Origin of the sequence: Nocardia sp. CY15 (genome assembly GCF_009829295.1) — a bacterium.
Lineage (GTDB): Bacteria > Actinomycetota > Actinomycetes > Mycobacteriales > Mycobacteriaceae > Nocardia > Nocardia sputi.
This window is the reverse complement of record NZ_VUOT01000059.1, coordinates 1-20,790: the sequence shown is the minus strand read 5'-3', so window position 1 is coordinate 20,790 and position 20,790 is coordinate 1. Positions and strand designations below refer to the sequence as shown.

Sequence of the window (20,790 nt, the reverse complement as noted above, 5' to 3'; positions counted from 1 at the left end):
TTGCGGGCGACCGCGACTACGTCGCGACGGAACTCCTCAGGGAACGGCTTGGGCATGATGACGATCCTTCCACTGCGAAGACCGAAGTCATCACAGATCAGGAGTCAACCGAACCGGGGGCAGTCCCGTCTTCCCACTCACCGCCGTCGAGGGTATGACACGCATTCTGGGCCGCGACGGCGCCCAGAAATCCGCACACACCCACCTGCGCGACGCACTCGACCCACACAACCGCATCGGCCGCGCGATCGACATCTACCTCGACGCCATCGGTGTCGCCGCCGAACACGCGCTCGGCACCGAGGTGCTCGATCGCCTCGATCAAGCGGCCGAAGCGTTGCACCCGCACCTGACCGACAGCCCCGCCTACCCCGTGCTGCGCCAACACCTGGCCACGATCGCCCTGTCCGGGCGCGACCCCGTCGCCGCCCTGCACACCGCCGCCGGTGCCCGCGAACTCGACACCGCCGACGACATCGCCGCCGTCCTGGACTGGCGACTGGATCCCACCGGCACCCACTCCACCGGCACCGGCCCCCTCCCATGGGCACACGGCATCCCCCGCGGTCTGCTCGACGACCTCGACGCCACCCACCTGGGCGCCCGCGCCCGCATCGTCACCGACCTCGCCGCCCAGATCCGCACCGACATCCAGGCGTGGACTCCGAGTACCGCACCGCACTGGGCGCGTCCCCTCGTCGGCGCCGCCCCAGCCCTGCTCGGTGAACTGGCGGTCTGGCGCGCGAGCCTGCACGTCGACGACCGCGACATCCGACCCACCGGCCCGCCCCGCTACAGCAGCCTCGAACGCGAGCACCAGCAGCTGCTCGACACCCGAGTCACCGACACACTCGGAGACATCCATCGACCGGTCAACCGATGGGCGCCAACCCTCGAACGCCTCGATCGCCGGGTCGTGGCGGACCCGTACTGGCCCATCCTCGCCGACAAGATCGACGTCGCCGCCCGCGCCGGCCTCGACATCGAAAACCTGCTCACCGAGGCCGCCGCCGGGCGGCCGCTGCCCGATGAGATGCCCGCGGCCGCGCTGTGGTCGCGCCTGGAACTGGAACCCTCCGCCCTCGACACCGGGATCGGCCACCGCAATCTGCGCCCGGACTGGATCACCGACCTGCACACCGTGCTCGGTGATCAAGCCGCCGAGCGCGTCCTCACCGACCCGGCCTGGCCGCGCGTCGTCGCCGCCATCGACCGCGCCACCAGCACCGACTGGACACCACACCAACTACTGGCCACCGCCCACGAACTACTCCTCGCCGCCCAACCCGACCACGCCTCCGGCCTACGCGACGACCAACTCGCCAGTGCCCTGGCCTGGCGCATCGACGCCCTCCTCCACCACACCCCCACCCCAACCAACGACACCACCAGCAACCACGAACCCCGCCACACCACCATGTCCGAACCCACAAATGACCCTATCCGCCAGCGCAATTCCGACCCCGCGCCCGCCCGAAACGACCACCCAGCCGTCCCCGAAGCGGCACCAACTCCCAGTCCCGTCAGCGAGCCTGCCGCCGCTGACACACTCGGGACCGGGCTTCCCGAACGCCTCCGCACCGTGGCGCAGCTGATCCAGACCGGCCAAATCGCCGCCACGATGGAAAGGTTTGCCGACCTCACCGATATCGCGACCGACGAACAACGCGCCATCCTCACCGACATCACCGAAACGCTGTACCGCAACAGCTTCCCCGTCGCCCGCGCACGACTGCGCTGGGCCGCCGACCGCTACCCCCAGCATCGCGCGCTCATCGACGCCTGCACACCAGACACCGACCCGCACATCTACCAACCCGGCACCCGGCGTACCGAACCGGCGTATCAGCGCGAGCGACGCCACGAAGCCGCACGCGACCACCATCACTACATCAACCCTGCTGTACGCCGCGAACCGCTCACCGACAAACAGATCGACGCCCGCCGCGCCGAACAGGATTATGTCGACACACGCTCCGATGTCGACGACCAGCCCTACGACCGCCGCATTCCCGACGGCGTCGTGCATCACTACTACCGGGAAGTGCTCCCCGACGACCGCCCGAAGAACCACACGCTGGACTACGACCTCGCCGCCGTCCTTGACACCCGCGGGCTCGGGTGCGTGGCCTGCGGCCTCGAACGCACCCTCACCGACACCAGTCCCGTACCCCCACGCCGCACCGACGACGGGCTGTGCGGCGAATGCCGCGACACAGGCGAACCCGGCATCCCCGACCACGACCCCGCCGACCACATCACCGCCCGCTGCACCCACATCACCACCACCTATAACGCACCCGCCGCCCTCGCGATGCTGCGCCGCGACTGGCGCGCAACCCACAACCCGGCCGATCGCGCCGCGATCGAAGCCTGGATCCACGACCACCCGCCACTCCAAACCACCCACCCACGTACCAACGACGCCACCGCTGCCGACCCGGCCGACAATCCGCTGTTCGTGCTCACCGACGCACAACTCGACGAGCGCATCGACCAACTCCACCAGAGCCTCGCACTCGCCGACACCGACACCTTCCTCTACGGCCCCGCCCAGCAACACAACCTCGACCACGAACACGACACCGACCAACGCATCCGCCGCCACACCGCAGCACAACAAGCCATCCACGACGCCCGCACCGCCGACGAACAACTCCACACCGCCGCGAAAGCCTTCCACGCCGTCGCGACCCAACTCGCTGATACACGCGCCGCCCTCGAAGCCACACCCCGCCACCGCCGCAGCCAACGACGCACACTCCAAGCCCGAATCGACACTCTCGTCGGCGAACAAATCAACCGCAGCCGCGACCACAAGACCGCACGCGATGCCGCACGCCAGGCCAACCGCGAAGCCGTCCTGCGCGCCGGAGCCGCCGACCGTTGGGACCAACCGTTGAGTACCGGACCCGAAAACACGCCGAGTGGAGAGCGTCGCGATACCGACGCGCTGGATGCGGCCGACCAGGAAGGCAGGACGCAGGTCGCCGACCTCGAGCAACGGCTCGAGCAGTACCGTGCCGAACAACACCGCCGCCGCGCCCTTGGTCCGGCTCAGCTCGCGCAGGAACAACGAATTCGACAGCGCGCCGGAGTGTCCGACGATATCGAGTACCTAGTCGCCGACCAGCAGGCCGAGCCATTCGATCCGCAACCATATGACGATCTTGGACTCTGACCGAGGGTCCATCTGAGCGTCTCATCCAAGTACAACAGTTCGGTGGTCGCCCGCACGGCTAGTGTTCCGCGCCTGAAATCCGTTGGATATATCGGGCGAGGGAGTCGAGGATCTCTTCGGCGGTCTTCTTCCAGACGAACGGCCGGGGGTTGGCGTTCCGGTGCTCGATCCAGGTGGTGACGTCTTTCTCGAGCGCCGCGACGCTTTTGTGGATGCCGCGGCGTGTGAGTTGGTCGGTGAGGTATCCGAACCAGCGTTCGACCTGGTTGAGCCAGGACGATCCGGTCGGGGTGAAGTGGACGTGGAAGCGGGGGTGCCGTGCCAGCCATTCGTTGACGATCGGGGTCTTGTGTGTGGCGAGGTTGTCACAAACCAGGTGGACATCCAATTCAGCGGGCACGGTCTTGTCGATCGTGACCAGGAACTTGCGGAACTCGGTCGCCCGGTGGCGGCGGTGCAGCTCGCCGATCACGGTGCCGTCGGCGATGTTGAACGCGGCGAACAGGCTCGTGGTGCCGTGGCGGGCGTAGTCGTGGGTGCGGCGCTCGGGCATGCCCGGCATCATCGGCAACACCGGCTGTGAACGATCCAGGGCCTGCATCTGCGATTTCTCGTCCACACACAAAACGACGGCCCGCTCGGGCGGATTGTGGTACAGGCCGACGACATCCACCACTTTCTCCACGAACAGTGGGTCGGTTGACAGTTTGAACCCGTCGACCAGATGGGGTTTCAGCTCGAACCGCCGCCAGATCCGCCCGATCGTCGATTTCGACAGCCCGGTCCGATCGGCCATCGACGACCGCGACCAATGCGTGGCATCACGCGGAGTCTGCTCCAGGGTCAACGCCAGCACCTGTTCCACCCGGTCCAACAGTATCGACGGCGGCCGTCCCGGCCGGGGTTCGTCGGCCAGCCCGGCCAGGCCGTGTTCGATGAAGCGTTTTCGCCACTTCGCCACGGTCATCGGCGTGACACCTACCGCTGCCGCCACGTGCGCGTTCGCCGCGCCCGGCTCCGCGCACGCCAGCACGATCCGGCACCGCAGCGCATACGCCTGCGTCGAGGTCGCCGCCCGCGCACCCCGCACCAACTCCCGCCGCTGCGCCTCGGTCACCACCAAATCCGGCCCCGATCTCGGCCGCCCTGTCCTTGCCACCGCCGAATCCTACGATTAATCAACGGATTTCAGGCGCGGAACACTAGGACTGCTCGCCACGGTCCTGAACAACGCACCACCGGGTTCGACTTGCGAGCACTCCACAAACTGCGCCGGTAGAGCCGCAGCGCAGACCAGGTCTCACCGGACCGCAGCGTCCCCATCGCCATGAGTGCTCGGCCTCGAAGCGCGTACTTGCCCGCGCCAGCCAGACGGGGGCTGCGAGTACGGACCTTGCGAGAAGGTTGCTTCACCTGAGTACTCGACTACCTACTCAGATTTCGTCAGCCTGTCGACCAGCACGCAGTGTGACCGCGTCCGGCCAGGGTTGCCGTCTCGCTCGGCGATTGACACTGCGTTATCGAGAGGTCCGCGTGCGTGAATTCGAGTAGTCGGATACCCGACGCGGGTGGCATTGAACGATTCATACTGTAGCTGAGAAGTAGCCGTCTATGGATAGACGTCGGGAATCTTTCGTACGTGCCGGTCGACCATGTAACGCCGGTGATTATATTCCCGTTACCTGCATCCGTCGTCAGGGCGATCTGTCGCAGAAGTCAATTAACGAATCCGTTGCGATAGGAGGATACTATGAGAACGTACACGCCCAGGAAGGGGGCGGCGCCGCAATATATGGGGCTAGACGAGATGGCTGGTGCGGATCCTCTTCCTGCCACTATGGATATGCCCGCCGACAAGGCGGATATATTGAAGCCTGAGTCGGGATTCTATGTACAATCGGGGCATATGCCGGAGATGAAATTTTCGGTCGAGCATGTGCCGGAGGCAGTTGATATTTGGCGAGTAATCGACCATGCGACCAACGAAGAGAAGTTGCGGACCTCGATTCCCGTCCTCGATCAGATCAAACTTTGCCCAGAAGATTCCTCTGACCTGTCGCCAGCCGACAAAACTGGCACTCAAAGCTGGCGTCCTCCATGGATGGCGCAGCACTTTCTCCCGAGGCTTGCGCCTTTCTGTGCCGATGGGGTGCGGTCACGCCTGCTCCCACCGCGCACGTTCTTGGAGCCGAAGGCTTATGAGGCGACGAAACGGCTTGAGTACCCGTGGTCTACGGTCGGCTATATTCGTGGGGAGAAATTCGGCCACCCGTTCCGGGGATCCGGCACCCTGGTAGGCTCGAAACTAGTCCTCACTGCAGGGCATGTCGTGCCTTGGGATGATCCGAATGGCTGGATGGAGTTCATCCCGGCCTACAGTAAACCAGCGACTAATGCTATTCCTTACGGTAGCTCGTACGTGAAATCGTTCAAGGGTTACCCACCTTCCACGCCTTTTACGGCAACAGGGTATGACCTCGCTGTCTGCGAGCTCTACAAGCCGCTTGGCGATGCGCTGGGCTGGATGGGTGTCGAGTGGTATCCCAACGAAAGTGATTATTTAGGTCGTCAATATAATTCCTCGGGATACCCTGTCGCGTTCGCTGGCAGACCCGCGGTTGAATTCGGCTTGAAGATAGTCGACATCGACACCGACAGTCCAGGTATCGAACTCGAAACCGACCTGTACCTGGATTCGAACGTATATGGAGGATGGTCCGGCGGGCCGCTCTGGTATTACGACGGCACGGATCCCATGATTGTCGGCACAGTGTGTGGCCACGAGAAAGACGTTTTCGATCCAGAAAGAGTAGTTCACTCTGGTGGCAAAGCCTTGTTTGATCTGGTGTAGCACGCCTTCAGCGAAGGGCAATGCCACAAGATATTGCGAGCGATGAGGGAATGCGAATCGTTGTGCGTCTGGAAGGCAAGAACCAGTGAACGCCGACCGTGCGCTTTCCTCAGTCAGCGCCGGTTCGCCATCCGCACCTCCACCCGCATTTTGCTGCCAGATATCCAGGGACGTTGCTGAAACTAGCGCAGACAGAGGGGCAGTTAGGAGAGTAGTGGGCTCATGATTAATCATATGGTCAGCTCGATCGTTGCCTGCTGCCGCAAGCCGGGGACCATCGACTTGTTTGTAGGTGACGAGCAGGGCGTGATTTGGCATCGCCCCGGGCGTGTAGATGAGGCTACCTCTCAACTCGTCTGGAGTAGTTGGGTGCAGCTCGGTCGGCCGCCGATGCCGGGCACGGTTGCGCCCTCGGCCGACTGGCTCAGCGTCACCTCTTCGGGTACGGATCGCATCGAGCTGTTTGTCCGTGCGGGGACGACCGTGTACCAGCGGCGATTCGATGGCAGCATCTGGACCCCGAGCTGGGCACCTCGCACCCTTCCCGACAACACCGTGACATCCGGGTTCGCTACGGCGGCGACGAATCCCGACGATCTCCATATCGTCTATACCGTCGGCGCTGAGATCGTGCATTGGCGACTCAAAGACAATGCGCGTATACGGTTACAAGGCGCACCATCGCGGCGGCTGCGCGCGATACCCATTTCGGGCGGATTCGAGCTGTTTGTGACGAATCCAGCCAATCTACCCGGAAGTCGTTACCGCCGTATGCGGTACACGGGGTCTTGGGCGACGCCGTCGGATCTGGACGGTCTCCCCCTGGGGGATCGCCCGTTCTCGGACACCTTCGCGGCGTCTGCGAATCAACTGATACTGGCTCCCGGCCGAGACCAGCGCCTGTGGATTCGAACGGTTGCGACCGCTCTGTGGCGGGACATGGGCGGCATCATCACCACCGACGGCGATCGGCATGACATCCTCGCGGCCGCGGCCACTAGTAGTACACGCACCGACATTTTCGCCTTGTGGGCACCCGCGGGGGTCGTGCATCGCCGCTACGATTCCGGGCTCGGGGACCTGCATGACCCGCGCGCGTGGTCGCCGTGGCAGCTGGTGGATGCCTGGACGGGCCCCCTCGCCGGATACACGCTGCTGCGGCCCGACGACCTGCTGCATGTCCACGTGCGAGACAGCGGATTTCGACGCGGCGTGAACGCACAGGGCGTGCCGGAGCTCACCGCCGAAGAGAACGCCCGTCTGGATGTCAATTTCCCCCCGCAGCACATGGGCGAGGAGGCCAGCGAGACCAGTCAAGCCCGCTCCGCCGGCCCGTCGCGGCTGCGGTTCAAAATTCCCCGACACACCGTCATTCCCCTGTCTGTGCAAGGTGTGCTCGAGGCGATGACTGCGCGCGAACTCCGGCCACCGGAGGGTCAACCGGATTCCGGTTCGGTGTTGGAACTGCCGTGGCGGTTGTTGATGGCGCTGCCCTCGGGAGGTCGGTGTGCGCCGGCGCCGCTGCCGGTGGAAAGCACAGGCGGTGTGACCGGCTTGTGGCACTGCCAGGTCCTCAACCGAGGTGGAGGCCCGGTGGTGTCCCTGCGCCCGTTCCGCGCCATACACCGCCAAAATACCTTTCAGAAAACGCCGTTGGGTGCGGGCAACGAGACCGTCGACTCGATTGTCGAGAGGGCAGCCCAACTGCCGGTCACCGCAGACCGGCTGATACTCAGTAGTCTGGGTGCCTGGTTCTCGCTGACCGCAGAGTTCGGCGGTACTTCAGAACTCAAGTGGAGCCACCGCGCTGCGATGGGCCGCGACTACTACGTCCGCGTCGTCAAGAGTGGGCGGCTGTTCCCACTCGGGCACCGTGCGGTGCACATCGTGACGATCGAGCGTGTCTTCAAACCCGACATGCTCGGCGAACAGACCAGTCGCCCCGCCGCACTGCAGGAGAAGCATACGTTGGTCGTTACTGAGCCGGTGCGTGACTTCGGCGGCGGTGAGGGCGGTAACCATGAGCGGGCGTTCCCATTTCAGCAGGTGAGCTTCGCCGGCCAACTGACATGGGAAGTCGATGGTCCGCCTGAGGAAAAGATGTTCTGGCCGCAGCAATACGGCGACCCGATCTACTTCGCGCTGATCCTGCGGGCAGGACGGGAGACCGTCGAGGCCACGTTGCCGCTGCTGTTTGTGGCCGACGGAACTCCGGCAGGAGCCCAGAAACTGGACGACGAGTACAAACAAGGGCCCCCGAACGTGCCGGGACGACCGGAGGCGGGCATCGACCGCGCTATCCCGTTGCTGGTGACTCCCGGCGCCAACGGCTATGAACCAGTGAGCGACTCCATCCAGCACGTGCTCACTGCTGAGTTCGGCATCGCCCAGGCGTCTAACGGCACCCATCCGAAACTCTCCCAGCTGAAGGTGGCGCTTCCGGCTCTGCAGGAGCTGCTCGGCGCCAAGGCGCCGACAGGGATCCGCGCGACGTTGAGCGCACAGGTGCTGAGCGATCCCAATGCGACTGTCCTGCTCGACCTTGTGGACACCCCGAAGATCGACTTCGCCGAGGCCGGCGCTGCGACCGGTGCGGTAGCCACCCCCACCATGCCCGCCGTGAACGGTGTCGCCCGCGACCGCGGGCCGATTGTCAAGCCTCCGTCCGGTAAACCTTATCCGAGCCCTGCCGCGTTGTTCAGCGACGACGCGACCTTGCTCGGTGTCATCAAGCTGAACAAGCTGATCCAGGCGGTCACCGATCAACCCGCCATCACGTGGCGCAATGGCGCGGCCCGGCTGCAGTGGACACAGCAGCTGTCCGGCGCGGCGGCCCGCCCGATCGACCCATTTGTGCCGGGACCCACATCGACGCTGGCCCTCGCCTCAGGCCCGGATGAGACCAAGGGGCGCGTCACGGACTTCTCGCTGCACATTCCCGATCGCGCACGACAGGTCGTGGTCATCGAGCTGAACGAAGTAGCCTTCACAAGCCGGTCGGCTGGGCCGACTGCACGACCCACAGTCACCGTCGATGTGCGTAAAGTCAGCCTCGACGGTGCGTTGCGTTTCGTTCAGACGCTGCAGTCCTTCATGCTGAAATCCGGTGGCGGGCCCGCTGTTTCGGTTTCGCCGACTGCGGTTGCGGTGCGTTACGTGGCGACCGTGCCTGCCGTCTCGGTCGGGGTCTTCAGCTTGACGAATCTGGCGATCGAGGCCGGTGTCACGCTGTCGCTGGTCAACAAGCCACTCACGGTCGATTTCAAGTTCGCTACCCGGCAGCGGCCGTTCCTGGTCACCGTATCGGGCCTCGGTGGCGGCGGTTATCTCGAGCTGGCAGTGGCCGCCGGCGGTCAACCAGATGGACTGACCAAGTTGGTAGGAGGCATCGAGTTCGGCGCCAGTGTCGCGGTGGACTTCGCCATAGTGGCAGCCGAAGTCCACGTCTTCGGTGGGATCGTGTTCGTCTACGACCGTCGCGTCAGCATCACCGGATATCTGCGCATCGGCGGCAGCATCGACCTTCTCGGGCTGGCCAGGGTTGCTGTGGAACTCACCCTCAGTCTCACCTACACCCCCAACAGGCTGGAAGGATCCGCCAAACTCGTTGTCGTCATCGACCTCACGCTGTGGTCGGCGAGCTTTGAGCTCACCTGCCGCAAAAGCTTCGCCGGCCCCGACATGTTCGCACCCGAGCGAGCCGCCATTGCTGCGCCACCCGCGTCATCAGTAGCGGCCACGCTGGGCCCGGTCGGAAAATCCTATCCCTGGCGGACTTACTGCCGGGCGTTCGCAGGAGAATGACATGGAGCCTGCCGTCGTATTGAGTCGACAGTTCGTGTGGACCGCTATCCCGGCGGGCCGCATCATTCCACGCCTGGGCCGACAGGTGGGGGTGGTGTCGGTGCTGCTCACCCCGCGCCTGTTCGGGTCCGGTGGCGCACCGTTGACGTTGAAAAGCTTCGGCATGGACGCATGGCCGAAGTGGTTGAGCAACACCGGCTTCACGTTCACATGCGGCAGCGCTGATGTGGACCCAGGGAAAGTGCAACGCATTCCGCACGGCTTCACCCTTCAGCAGCAGCTCTCGGCGTGGGCCGCGGTGTTCGGCGCGGGTATGACCGTCACACCGTATCGGTCCGCGTCCTATGCCGGTAGGCCGATCCGTGTCTTCCCGGCGGCAGCGGCGGTGACGGAAGTTCGGAATGCCTACCGCGCCACGGGCAGAGCCTATGCCCGGTATTCGGCGCCCGGCAGCGAAGAGCAGCTGCACCGCGCGCTGGCCGATGCGACGGCGGAATGGCAGGGCAGACTGGCCGCCGACGCCGATAATGCCGACGACAGCGAGAGGGTGCTGTCCTCGGCGCTCAATCAAGCTTTCGCTTTCTACCGGCGTGATCGCGATGTGACGCCGTTGGATGCACGCATGAATACGGCCGATAACCAGCGCGAATTTCATAAAGCAGTAGTGCAGCTGGCTGACCATCCGGTTCTGTTGCGTGCGCTCGGCCTGCTGCTGGACTTCGGTATCGATGCGACCGTGCTCAACGGGCAGAAGGTTCTCAGCGTCCGGCCCACGTGGTCGATCAACAAGCCGTCGGGGTGGACGAACACCGGCCTTGCGGACGATCCTTCACGGCCGGACCTGTCACCGTCGACCGCGTACGTCGTGGCCGGTGCACGCTTCGTCCCGGACTCCGCTGGCAGCCCGATCATCAACGGCGTGTTGGCGATCGGAAGCGCCGGACTCGCCGAGAAGGCCGGATCCCGCTTCGAATCTCTGGCGTTCGACATCGACGGTGCCGCGCTGCGCATGGTCGGTGCGGGCCGCGCCGATCGCCGCGATGCCCGTGCGGTGGCAGGCAATCTGCCAGCACTGCGGTCGGCAGGTGTGTCGCTGGTCGACCGGGGCCGCGCTGACGCCATGCGCGAACGGATCAGTCGCACCGCGGCAACCTCGGCGGATCTGCTCGCTCAGCCCCTGCGCGCCGGCGACTTGGTGAGTGGGTACCGCATCGACATCGAGGACGCCGACACGTGGTTGTCCACATGTCAGCGGCGCGTGAGCTACACCGTCGGTGGGCAACCCCTGGGCTCCGAGGTACTGGAGGAAGGCTACATTCGCCCTGACGCGCTGACCACCGGCGGCGGTCCGCACGACGCGCTATACATCCACGAACTGGTCGCGCGGTGGGACGGATACAGCCTGGCCGTGCAGCGGCCCGGCCGCACGGTACGTACCGGCGACTCGATGCCGCCCACGCCAGCTGATCCGCCCTTCCGAGTCAGCGACAGTGTCGAGCCGGGCAGCCTGCCACGACTGCGGTTCGGCCGCAAATACCGCATGCGCGTGCGCATCGCCGACCTCGCCGGCGGAGGTCTCGGACCGAGCGAGCTGCTGCCCGAAGACAACGCACAGTCACTGGAATTCACGCACCAGCGATTCGAACCCATCCCACCACCGGAGATCCTTCCCGGCGCCGAACTGGCCGCTGGAGAGGCGCTGGACAGGATGGTCGTCGACGACACTCGTACCACCGCCCGCTGTCACCTGGTCTGCCCGGCCGCCTCGCTGGAGTTGGCGCTGCAGCATTCCGTCTTCGATGCGGCGCTGGGCCCGCACGCCACCGACCAGGACATCGACAAATTCTTCGCGATCGCCACGCGCGCGGACAAGACGGCGACAGATATCCCGGGCGCTCGTCTGGAGGGAACAGGAGAAGCTCGCTACGTCGTGGTCCCTCGCGACACGATGAACACTCCATGGCTTTCCGATCCGGCCGCCCAGCGCGTGGTCATCGCGGTGAAACGTCGCCCTCCGGATCCCGATGGCAATCGGTTGCCTGTCATTCGCCGCCTCCCCACCCGGCCCATCTGGGCGCCGTGGCCCGATCGGCCCGCCATCCGGTTGGATCTTGTGGCCGTCGAATCCGGCTGCAAGGCAACTACCTCGGCTGATGACAGGGTTGTCAGAGTGGAGCTGGGCCGCGCAGAGCAGCTGACATTGAACATCCTGTCGACGATGAAGCCGGCCGACGTCGGCAAGTTCGGCGTCGCGAGTTGGATCAGTGCCGGGCTTGCCGAAGACGACGTGGCGCGCGGCATCGCCGAGAACGGGAATGCGTTGGTGACGCCGGCTCGCGAACTCACCCTCGTGCACGCGGTGCAGAAGCCGCTGGCCGCGCCGACCGGGAACTTGGACGCGCGGCGCACCACGGCGGGCACCGACGCCGTGCTGATTACTTCAGGCCTCAAAGTGCACATCCCGAGTACTGGGCGCCTGGAGATCAGCGCAGCCTGGACAGATCCAGACCAGACCCCTGGACAAGGCCCCGGCGGCACGACTCGCACCGTCGCGCTGGGTACCTTCACCGTCGAACAAACGCTGCGCGACAAGGCTTTGCCGGTGATCAGGCACGAGTTCGCCGATACCCGCCGCCGCAAAATCACCTACACGGTGACCGCGGTGTCGCGTTTCGAAGACTGCTACCCCGCCGCATCCGCCACGGCGTGCCGGGTGGTCACACCATTCAAGGTGGATGTGCCGAGCACCGCGCGCCCTCCGGCGCCCGACATCTCGCACTGCGTGCCTTCCTTCCACTGGTCAACCGAGGTCACGGTCGACGGCAAGGTACGTCGGCTGCGCCGCGGAGGGCGTATACGGGTCTACTTGCGACCACCGTGGTACGTGACCGGCGCCGAAGAGATGCTGGCCGTCCTGATCAGCCCGACTCCCACGACCGGCGTCGAGGTCCCCCCCGACCGCAGTTTCGTCGGCCGCGACCCAGTGTGGCTGGGTAGCGCCATCCCGACATCAATGATGGCGCAACACCTCGCCGCGCCTGTGACCTTCACCGCCGACACCGCGCAGAGCCCCGCCCACCCGGGGGTCGCCTACCCGGTGGAGCCCGACAACGCGGCCCGGCGCTGGTACGCCGACGTGGACCTATCGCCCTACCCGGGCCGAGCGTACTGCCCGTTCGTCCGCTTGGCGTTGGCCCGCTACCAGGCCCGCACCACGGACACGAGGAAACTGGCGGTTTCGGAGGTGACGCGCACCGAGCCGATCCAGTTGCTACCCGATAGGCAGCTGGAAATCACGCCGGACACAGCAAACCAGCAGTTGAAGCTTCGTCTTACCGGGGTGGGCCCGGTTGCGCCCCGCGACCGCAGCATCGTCAACGCCGAAATACAAGTCTACGAAGACGATTCCGGGCAACCGCCCTCCGCGCAAGCCGCCTCGGAGGTAATCGGCAGCCCAGGGTGGATTACCGTGGTCACCGCGAGCGACAAATTGAACAACACCTTCAGCATCCACGTCCCCGAGACTGGTGGACGACCCCGCCGACTCGTGCTGACCGAAACCGAAAGCTATCCGCCCCCACCGGATTTAGGCTCGCCCGTGGACGGGCCCGCGCGGCTGATCTACGCCGACGTCATCACCATCGGGCCCGGCGGCCAACTCGACACAAGGAACACCAGCCATGTCGACTGAGTTCTACCCGACCGACTGGACCAAAACACACCAGTTGGCAAGCCAACATTCAACTCGGTTCACCTTCACCGTCTCAGCCAAAAGCGGATCCCATTTCGCCCGGGTTGCGATGCGCCCCGACCGGGGCAACGTCCTCACATTCCGCCTACAGGCCGGATCGGGCGAACCTGTGGAACTGGTGGAAGGGCAGTGGGTCGACGTGTTCGAGGAAGGATACCCGGACCCAGCGGGGGAGGCTTCGGTCGCCGCCGAGGACCACGGAGTGCACCTCATCGAGATCCATCCCCACATCACCGAACTCGACTGGACCCTGACAATCGAAAACACCGACCAAAGCGCAGTTTCGGTCAATGCGGTCGCAGGCGATTCCGATCACGCGACGTTGGTGCCTTGGCTCCACATGGCAGTCGACGGCGGGTTCATCAACCCCAATCTGCCACCCACTACGGTCATCAATCGGGGTACCGCCACCCTGAGGATCGATGAGGCCATCGGAGTACCTCTCGGCAGGCTGGACTCTCCGTATGTGCTGCGCGATCTATCCTCCGAGTTGGAACCGGGCGCCGTGGGAGTCCTCGAGGTGGACTGCGTCATCGGCTTCCCCACGATTGCATACCCCGACGGACCACCGGTGATCACCCACCAGCTGCAGTGCAACGACCCCAATCCGGAGCACACACTACTCACGATCGTCCTTGCAGAACGAGAGCTGCCGCACAACAACTGCCACGCTCCAGGGTGTAACTGTCGCCGCTATGAACCAAGTGGCGTCTGGGAGGATCCCACAAGGTGCCGGAACTGTGGGCATGACCCACACACTCATTTCGGTGAATAGGAGGCACCGTACACCCATGGATCGCCGACGAAACACCACGGATTGCTCGGATCCGCTGTCGAACTGCCGCATCGAATCGTAACCGCGAAGACCAACGATCCCCCGAGACCGAGGGAGACCAGACCAGCGATGGACATCTTGTTTATCTTGTTCCCCGACGACTGGCAGAGCAGTCCCAAGGAAGTCCCTGCCGGAGACACAATTTCGGTCGTCTTCCCCGCAAGATCACCGATTGGAGTGATCCACATCCGGATCGCGGTGCGTGACGTCGATCCCGAGGTGATGACGCTATCCCTACAGGCCGGCGTGGGCACACAGTTCGAGGTGAGTGCCGGGCCCGCCGTCGATGTGCTCGACGAGAACGAAGATCCGGATCATCCGGCAGGCGCCGCCTCCCTGATCGATGAGGGCAGCGGGGTCTACCACATCGAGATCACCTTCAACGTCCAAGACCAGCAGTGGACGCTGTTCGTGAAGAACTCCGCAGACACCAGCGCAAGCATCAGCGTCGCGGCTGCCGGCACCACCGATCCCGACAGTGACACCCTTCGGCCGTGGATCGATCTGCCCAAGGTAAAGACGATCCTCGAAGCGCAGGGATTCCGTCCTGCGCCGGAGAGCGCGGAGATCCGGTTCTGCAATCTCGGCACCGCAACGCTCGAAATCACCCAAAGTTTAGGACAGCCGCTACCAGGCGACATATTCGAACTCGACTCCGTCGAGCCCGATGTTGTGGATCCAGGGGGAAAGGGAAAGCTTGTATTCCGGGCACTGGAAGGCAAGGTGGGATTACTCGACCACAAACTCGAATGCAATGACAAAGACGACGATCACAGACGAATCCAAATCCAGCGAGAGGAGCCGAAAGAAATTCCGCGGCCGCCAGGATTTTGCCATACCTGCAGTCAGCGCCCACCGGGGCAGCCGCAGTGCAGCGCATTCCTCGGCACTCCCGCCGGCCCGAACAGCCTGTGCCAGAGAACGTTTTGCCGCCACAAACTGGTCGCTCATTCGTGACCGGCGAGCGCGGCCTGTATTCGGGACATCGGCGGTGCACCGCGATCCCACCGACGCCCCCCAGGGCCGCTACGAGAGCGAACGCTGGTAATAACCATCTAAACACTGCCGACAGGACTAATGCAAAACTTTGTCGGGCGCGTGGGCGGCTATGGCCCAGATTCGACAGAGGGGTGCCGTAATCCGACCGGCGGTGCGGCACGTAGGAGATCTGTGATGAATGTCCAATTATTTCCAAATGGCTGGAACGCCCCCCGAAGCATACCGGCAAGAGCCTCCGCCGAGTTCACGTTCACTGCAGCCGGAGGGGACGCATTGCATGTGCGGGTGGCAGCGCGGCCGGTGAGCACGTCAGTGCTGACGATCTCGGTTCGGGCTGAGGGCGGTCAATTGGTGGAGCTATCCGACGTTCCCGTCAAGGTGTTCGACGGCACAGATACGAAGAATCCAGCCGGGACCGCGTTCGTTGAGGATGAGGGCCATGGCGTCCACCGCATTTTTATAAAACTCAACCGCACCGGCCAGCAGTGGACCTTCATGGCCGACAACACCGCCGACACCGCTGTCAGTATGAACGCGGTGGCGGCAGGCACCGATGATGAAGCGACGCGGCCATGGATCGTGCTGTCTCGATGGGAAGATCGGAATGTGACGCTGGCTGTACCGTCGATCGCCAGCAGCGTCAGTGTCCGCTTTCAGAACTGGGGTACAGGCACTCTCATGATCAACCAGGACTGGGATCCACGGACCGTGGGTAATTACATGCTTGAAAGAGTCGACCCTGATCACGTAGAACCCGGCGGAGTCGGCACGCTGACCTGGGCGGTCGCGGTCGAAAATAGTACGGAAAATGGTACGGGCGTCGGGCAATGGATCAAGTGCAACGATCCCGACACAAGCCACGCGCACGTTCGAATGCTGACGGATGCGCGTTACATGGCGGTCCAGCAGCACCTCTGAGAGACGGCGAAAGCACGCTGCTGCGAGTAGGGTGGCTGCCCACCGGCCTGCTCGGGGACTGATCCCTCCACGCCGCCGGCTCACCGTAGCGATCCCCACCCACCACGCCTGCCTGGTCTGTCCAGCACAATCGCGGCCGCTTGGTCGCCTCGGGCGGTGCTCACGGGCTCGGTGGAAGTCTCGCTGACATGTTCGCATCGGTGGTCTGCGAGCCGCTCCGATCCGGCGCCGGATCAGGATGTTCTGCGCGGATGTCTGCGCGGGAATGCTCCCGAGGACCCCGATGCTCTCGTGGTGGCCGAGCTACCACATTGCGGCGCCGATACGCAGTCCGATCGAAGATCGGTGGGCGACCACCCGCACTGCTCCGGCGGCGGCGGTGGACCTGCTGATCGCTGCGTTCGGGGATGGCCGGATGCGCACCGGCACCACGCGACCCGTACTTCGACCGCGCCGAGTACCGAAAGCTCGAACAAAGTTCACGTTCCTTTCCAGGTGCTTGTTCCACGAGGTCCCATGTCGAGTGCCGGCCTGCCTCATGGTCGCGGCGCGGGCTGCTCATTCCCAGACCATTCACCTGCTCGGTTCGGCCCGCCACGGCGCCGCCTCGCGCTCGGCCGGACCGGCGAAAAGTGAGCACTTTCTGATCTGGCAAATGAGTCATCCTCGCCCCGACAGTGACCGGGAACGCACCGAACAGGCGAAGGGATTCATCATGCGAACAACCGAGACAGGTCGCGCGGCGCACGTCGTCGTCCTCGGCGGCGGACCGGCCGGACTCACTGCCGCGCTCTTGCTGGCCCGGGACGGGCATCGGGTCACTCTGCTGGACAAAGACACCGGCGCCCCGTCGGGCGAACCCGAGCACGCCTGGGAGCAGTGGCGGCGATCCGGAGTCACCCAGTTCCGGCACCCGCACATCCTGATGCCGGGGGCATACCGGCTGCTCACCCGGGAACTGCCCGACGCCGTGGCCGCACTGCGGAACGCGGGCGCGCGGACACACAATATGCTAGGCGGCGCCTACGATCTGCCCGCCATCGGCGGCCGGATCGACGGTGACGACCGCTTCGACACGCTCGCCGCGCGCCGGCCTGTCATCGAGGCAGCACTGGCACAGACAGCCGCGCACAGTGGAATCAGTATTCGCAGGGAGACCGCCGTCACCGGATTCGTGACCACCGCCGAGGGACCGCGGATCACCGGTGTCGTGACCGCATCCGGTGCGACCATAGCCGCGGATCTGGTTGTCGACGCGCTCGGCCGCAACTCCCCCGCAGGTGCGATGCTCACCGCTGCGGGCGCCGCCGCGCCGCAGCTACACAAGCACGACACCGGGTTCCTCGCATACAGCCGGTATTTCCGGTCCGCCGACGGCTCGACGCCCGCCCAGGCCACCTGGCCGCTGTACCACCACGACAGCCTGTCGATCACCACCGTTCCCGGTGACGCGGGCACCTGGGCGCTGGCGGTATTCGTCTCCGGTCGCGACCGGGCCCTGCGCGCGCTGAGCGACCCGGAAGCCTGGCAGCGGGCGATGGCGCTGTACCCCGATACGGCGCACTGGGCCGCGCACGGAGAACCGCTTACCGGCGTGCTGGCGATGTCCGGAATGGAGGCGCGGCATCGGCGGCTGATCGTCGACGGCCGCCCGGTGGCGACCGGGCTGCTGTCCATCGGTGATGCCTGGGCGACCACCGATCCCGCCTTCGGAATGGGTATCACGATGGGCATGACCCATGCGCTGCTGCTGCGGGATGTGCTGCGCGAGCACGGCATCGAGGATACGGCGAAACTCGCGCTGCGCTTCGACGAGGTCACCGAGAGCACGCTCGGCCCGCTGTATCAGGCCACGGCGGACTGGGATCTGCACCGGCTGGCTCAGATCGACGGCGAAATAACCGGCGTGCCTTACGCATCCGACGATCCCAACTGGGCGTTGCGGCAGGCGCTGGAGGTCGCCAAGCGGCGGGACCCGGACGTCCTGCGTGCCTTCGGCGATGTCGGATCGCTGCTCAGCGGGCCGGACGAAGCGCTGGCGCGGCCCGGCGTGCTCGACCGGATCGTGCGCCTCGGCGGCGGCGCGGCGCGCTACCCGGAAGCGGGTCCCGCGCGTGCGGAGCTACTCGCCGTGTTGGGAGCGAAGTGATGCGCATCCAGGCCGACGGCATCGAGCTCGAGGTGGAGGTCGGCGGCTCGGGCGCCGATGTCCTTCTGCTGCACGGCTTTCCGGATACACATGCCGTGTGGCGGCATCAGGTGCCGACTCTGCGCGCCGCCGGTTACCGCACCATCGCCCCGGATCTGCGCGGCTTCGGCGCCTCGGGCAAACCCACCGACCTCGCGCAGTACGAGCTCGACCGGTACCTCGCCGACCTGATCGGCATGCTGGACGAGCTCGCCGTCGAGCGGGTACACGTGATCGGGCACGACTGGGGATCCTCACTGGGCCAGCTGCTGGCCGCTCTGCATCCGGAGCGGGTGGCGAGCCTGGCCAGCCTCTCGGTCGGCAATCCGGCGGCGATCATCGACGCGGGTCTCCCCCAGCGCGAGAAATCCTGGTACTTCCTCCTGTTCCAGTTTCCCGGCATCGCCGAGCGCTGGCTCGCCGACCACGACTTCGCCAATGCCCGGCACTGGCTGGCCGGTCATCCGGACCTGGAGGAGGTCATCGAACGCTTACGCGACCCCCGTTCGCTGAGCACCAGCCTGGCCCTGTACCGCACCGGCGCGGGACCCCAGCTTCTGGTCGAGCCGCCCGCCCTGCCCCCGATCACCGCCCCGGTCCTGGGCGTCTGGAGCAGCGGTGACCCCTATCTCACCGAGCAGGCGATGCTCGGCACCGAGAGGTACGTCACCGGGACCTGGCGCTACGAACGCCTCGACGGCATCGGCCATTGGTTGCAACTGGAAGCTCCGGATCGAGTCAGCGAGCTGCTACTCGGGTTTCTGTCCGCCCACTAGTGTTCCGCGCCTGAAATCCGTTGGATATATCGGGCGAGGGAGTCGAGGATCTCTTCGGCGGTCTTCTTCCAGACGAACGGCCGGGGGTTGGCGTTCCGGTGCTCGATCCAGGTGGTGACGTCTTTCTCGAGCGCCGCGACGCTTTTGTGGATGCCGCGGCGTGTGAGTTGGTCGGTGAGGTATCCGAACCAGCGTTCGACCTGGTTGAGCCAGGACGATCCGGTCGGGGTGAAGTGGACGTGGAAGCGGGGGTGCCGTGCCAGCCATTCGTTGACGATCGGGGTCTTGTGTGTGGCGAGGTTGTCACAAACCAGGTGGACATCCAATTCAGCGGGCACGGTCTTGTCGATCGTGACCAGGAACTTGCGGAACTCGGTCGCCCGGTGGCGGCGGTGCAGCTCGCCGATCACGGTGCCGTCGGCGATGTTGAACGCGGCGAACAGGCTCGTGGTGCCGTGGCGGGCGTAGTCGTGGGTGCGGCGCTCGGGCATGCCCGGCATCATCGGCAACACCGGCTGTGAACGATCCAGGGCCTGCATCTGCGATTTCTCGTCCACACACAAAACGACGGCCCGCTCGGGCGGATTGTGGTACAGGCCGACGACATCCACCACTTTCTCCACGAACAGTGGGTCGGTTGACAGTTTGAACCCGTCGACCAGATGGGGTTTCAGCTCGAACCGCCGCCAGATCCGCCCGATCGTCGATTTCGACAGCCCGGTCCGATCGGCCATCGACGACCGCGACCAATGCGTGGCATCACGCGGAGTCTGCTCCAGGGTCAACGCCAGCACCTGTTCCACCCGGTCCAACAGTATCGACGGCGGCCGTCCCGGCCGGGGTTCGTCGGCCAGCCCGGCCAGGCCGTGTTCGATGAAGCGTTTTCGCCACTTCGCCACGGTCATCGGCGTGACACCTACCGCTGCCGCCACGTGCGCGTTCGCCGCGCCCGGCTCCGCGCACGCCAGCACGATCCGGCACCGCAGCGCATACGCCTGCGTCGAGGTCGCCGCCCGCGCACCCCGCACCAACTCCCGCCGCTGCGCCTCGGTCACCACCAAATCCGGCCCCGATCTCGGCCGCCCTGTCCTTGCCACCGCCGAATCCTACGATTAATCAACGGATTTCAGGCGCGGAACACTAGGGCGTGTGTCGAAGTCGCGTGAAAGCGGGCCGTTCGCCCGCCCTCACTGGTGTCGTAGCCATTGGTTGATGGCGGCGATGTGGATGGTGGCCAGGTAGCGAACGGCGAGTTTGTCGAAGCGGGTGGCGACAGCGCGGTGTTGTTTGAGCTGGTTGATGCCGCGTTCGACCGTGTTGCGGTCCCGGTAGCAGACCGGGTCGAACGCCGGCGGGCGGCCACCAGCGCTGCCACGGTTACGGCGGTGCGCGGCCTGGTCGGCCGGGACCGGGATCGTGGCTTTGATCCCGCGCCGACGCAGCCAGTCGCGGTTGGGGCGACTGGAATACGCCTTGTCGGCCAGGAC

12 protein-coding genes are annotated in these 20,790 nt (G+C 65.2%); 9 read left to right on the top strand and 3 right to left on the bottom strand.

From position 1 onward, the window contains the following. Window positions 1–154 precede the first annotated feature (154 nt). A complete protein-coding gene (locus GVY39_RS32805; protein WP_159930866.1) occupies window positions 155–3,181 on the top strand; it encodes a hypothetical protein in 3,027 nt (1,008 codons plus the stop codon). 58 nt (window positions 3,182–3,239) lie between these two features. Here the strand turns inward: GVY39_RS32805 and GVY39_RS32800 are convergent, their stop codons facing one another. Further along, entirely contained in the window at window positions 3,240–4,340 is a 1,101-nt protein-coding gene (locus GVY39_RS32800; RefSeq protein ID WP_159930867.1) for an IS630 family transposase, read from the bottom strand. A 591-nt stretch (window positions 4,341–4,931) separates the two neighbouring features. Between GVY39_RS32800 and GVY39_RS32795 the strand changes: the two genes are divergently transcribed. The 8 genes from GVY39_RS32795 (at window position 4,932) to GVY39_RS32760 (ending at window position 19,303) form a co-directional block, all read left to right on the top strand. Continuing rightward, window positions 4,932–6,032, top strand: coding sequence for a serine protease (locus GVY39_RS32795; protein ID WP_159930868.1), 1,101 nt, complete (start codon window positions 4,932–4,934; stop codon window positions 6,030–6,032). Between the two features lie 234 nt (window positions 6,033–6,266). Next, window positions 6,267–9,836: a hypothetical protein gene (locus GVY39_RS32790; RefSeq protein ID WP_159930869.1), complete on the top strand. Its 3,570-nt coding sequence runs from the start codon at window positions 6,267–6,269 to the stop codon at window positions 9,834–9,836. 1 nt (window position 9,837) lies between these two features. Continuing rightward, complete coding sequence (locus GVY39_RS32785) at window positions 9,838–13,527, top strand: hypothetical protein (protein ID WP_159930870.1); 3,690 nt, start codon at window positions 9,838–9,840, stop codon at window positions 13,525–13,527. Then, a complete protein-coding gene (locus GVY39_RS32780; protein ID WP_159930871.1) occupies window positions 13,517–14,362 on the top strand; it encodes a hypothetical protein in 846 nt (281 codons plus the stop codon). The genes GVY39_RS32785 and GVY39_RS32780 overlap by 11 nt, the downstream gene beginning before the upstream one ends. 129 nt (window positions 14,363–14,491) lie before the next feature. After that, a complete protein-coding gene (locus GVY39_RS32775; RefSeq protein WP_159930872.1) occupies window positions 14,492–15,379 on the top strand; it encodes a hypothetical protein in 888 nt (295 codons plus the stop codon). 216 nt (window positions 15,380–15,595) lie between these two features. Then, window positions 15,596–16,339: a hypothetical protein gene (locus GVY39_RS32770; RefSeq protein ID WP_159930873.1), complete on the top strand. Its 744-nt coding sequence runs from the start codon at window positions 15,596–15,598 to the stop codon at window positions 16,337–16,339. Between the two features lie 715 nt (window positions 16,340–17,054). Next, window positions 17,055–18,488 carry an FAD-dependent oxidoreductase gene (locus GVY39_RS32765; protein ID WP_159930874.1) on the top strand — a complete coding sequence of 478 codons (1,434 nt, stop codon included), beginning with the start codon at window positions 17,055–17,057 and terminating at the stop codon, window positions 18,486–18,488. Then, the gene (locus tag GVY39_RS32760) at window positions 18,488–19,303 is read left to right on the top strand and encodes an alpha/beta fold hydrolase (protein WP_159930875.1); all 816 of its coding nucleotides are present in this window, start codon (window positions 18,488–18,490) and stop codon (window positions 19,301–19,303) included. The genes GVY39_RS32765 and GVY39_RS32760 overlap by 1 nt, the downstream gene beginning before the upstream one ends. On the opposite strand, the gene GVY39_RS32755 is transcribed toward GVY39_RS32760, so the two are convergent. Both GVY39_RS32755 and GVY39_RS32750 read right to left on the bottom strand, forming a co-directional pair. Next, window positions 19,300–20,400: an IS630 family transposase gene (locus GVY39_RS32755; RefSeq protein ID WP_159930867.1), complete on the bottom strand. Its 1,101-nt coding sequence runs from the start codon at window positions 20,398–20,400 to the stop codon at window positions 19,300–19,302. The genes GVY39_RS32760 and GVY39_RS32755 overlap by 4 nt on opposite strands. 90 nt (window positions 20,401–20,490) lie before the next feature. Next, window positions 20,491–20,790: transposase (locus GVY39_RS32750; protein ID WP_159930876.1), on the bottom strand; the 300-nt coding region annotated here is incomplete at its 5' end.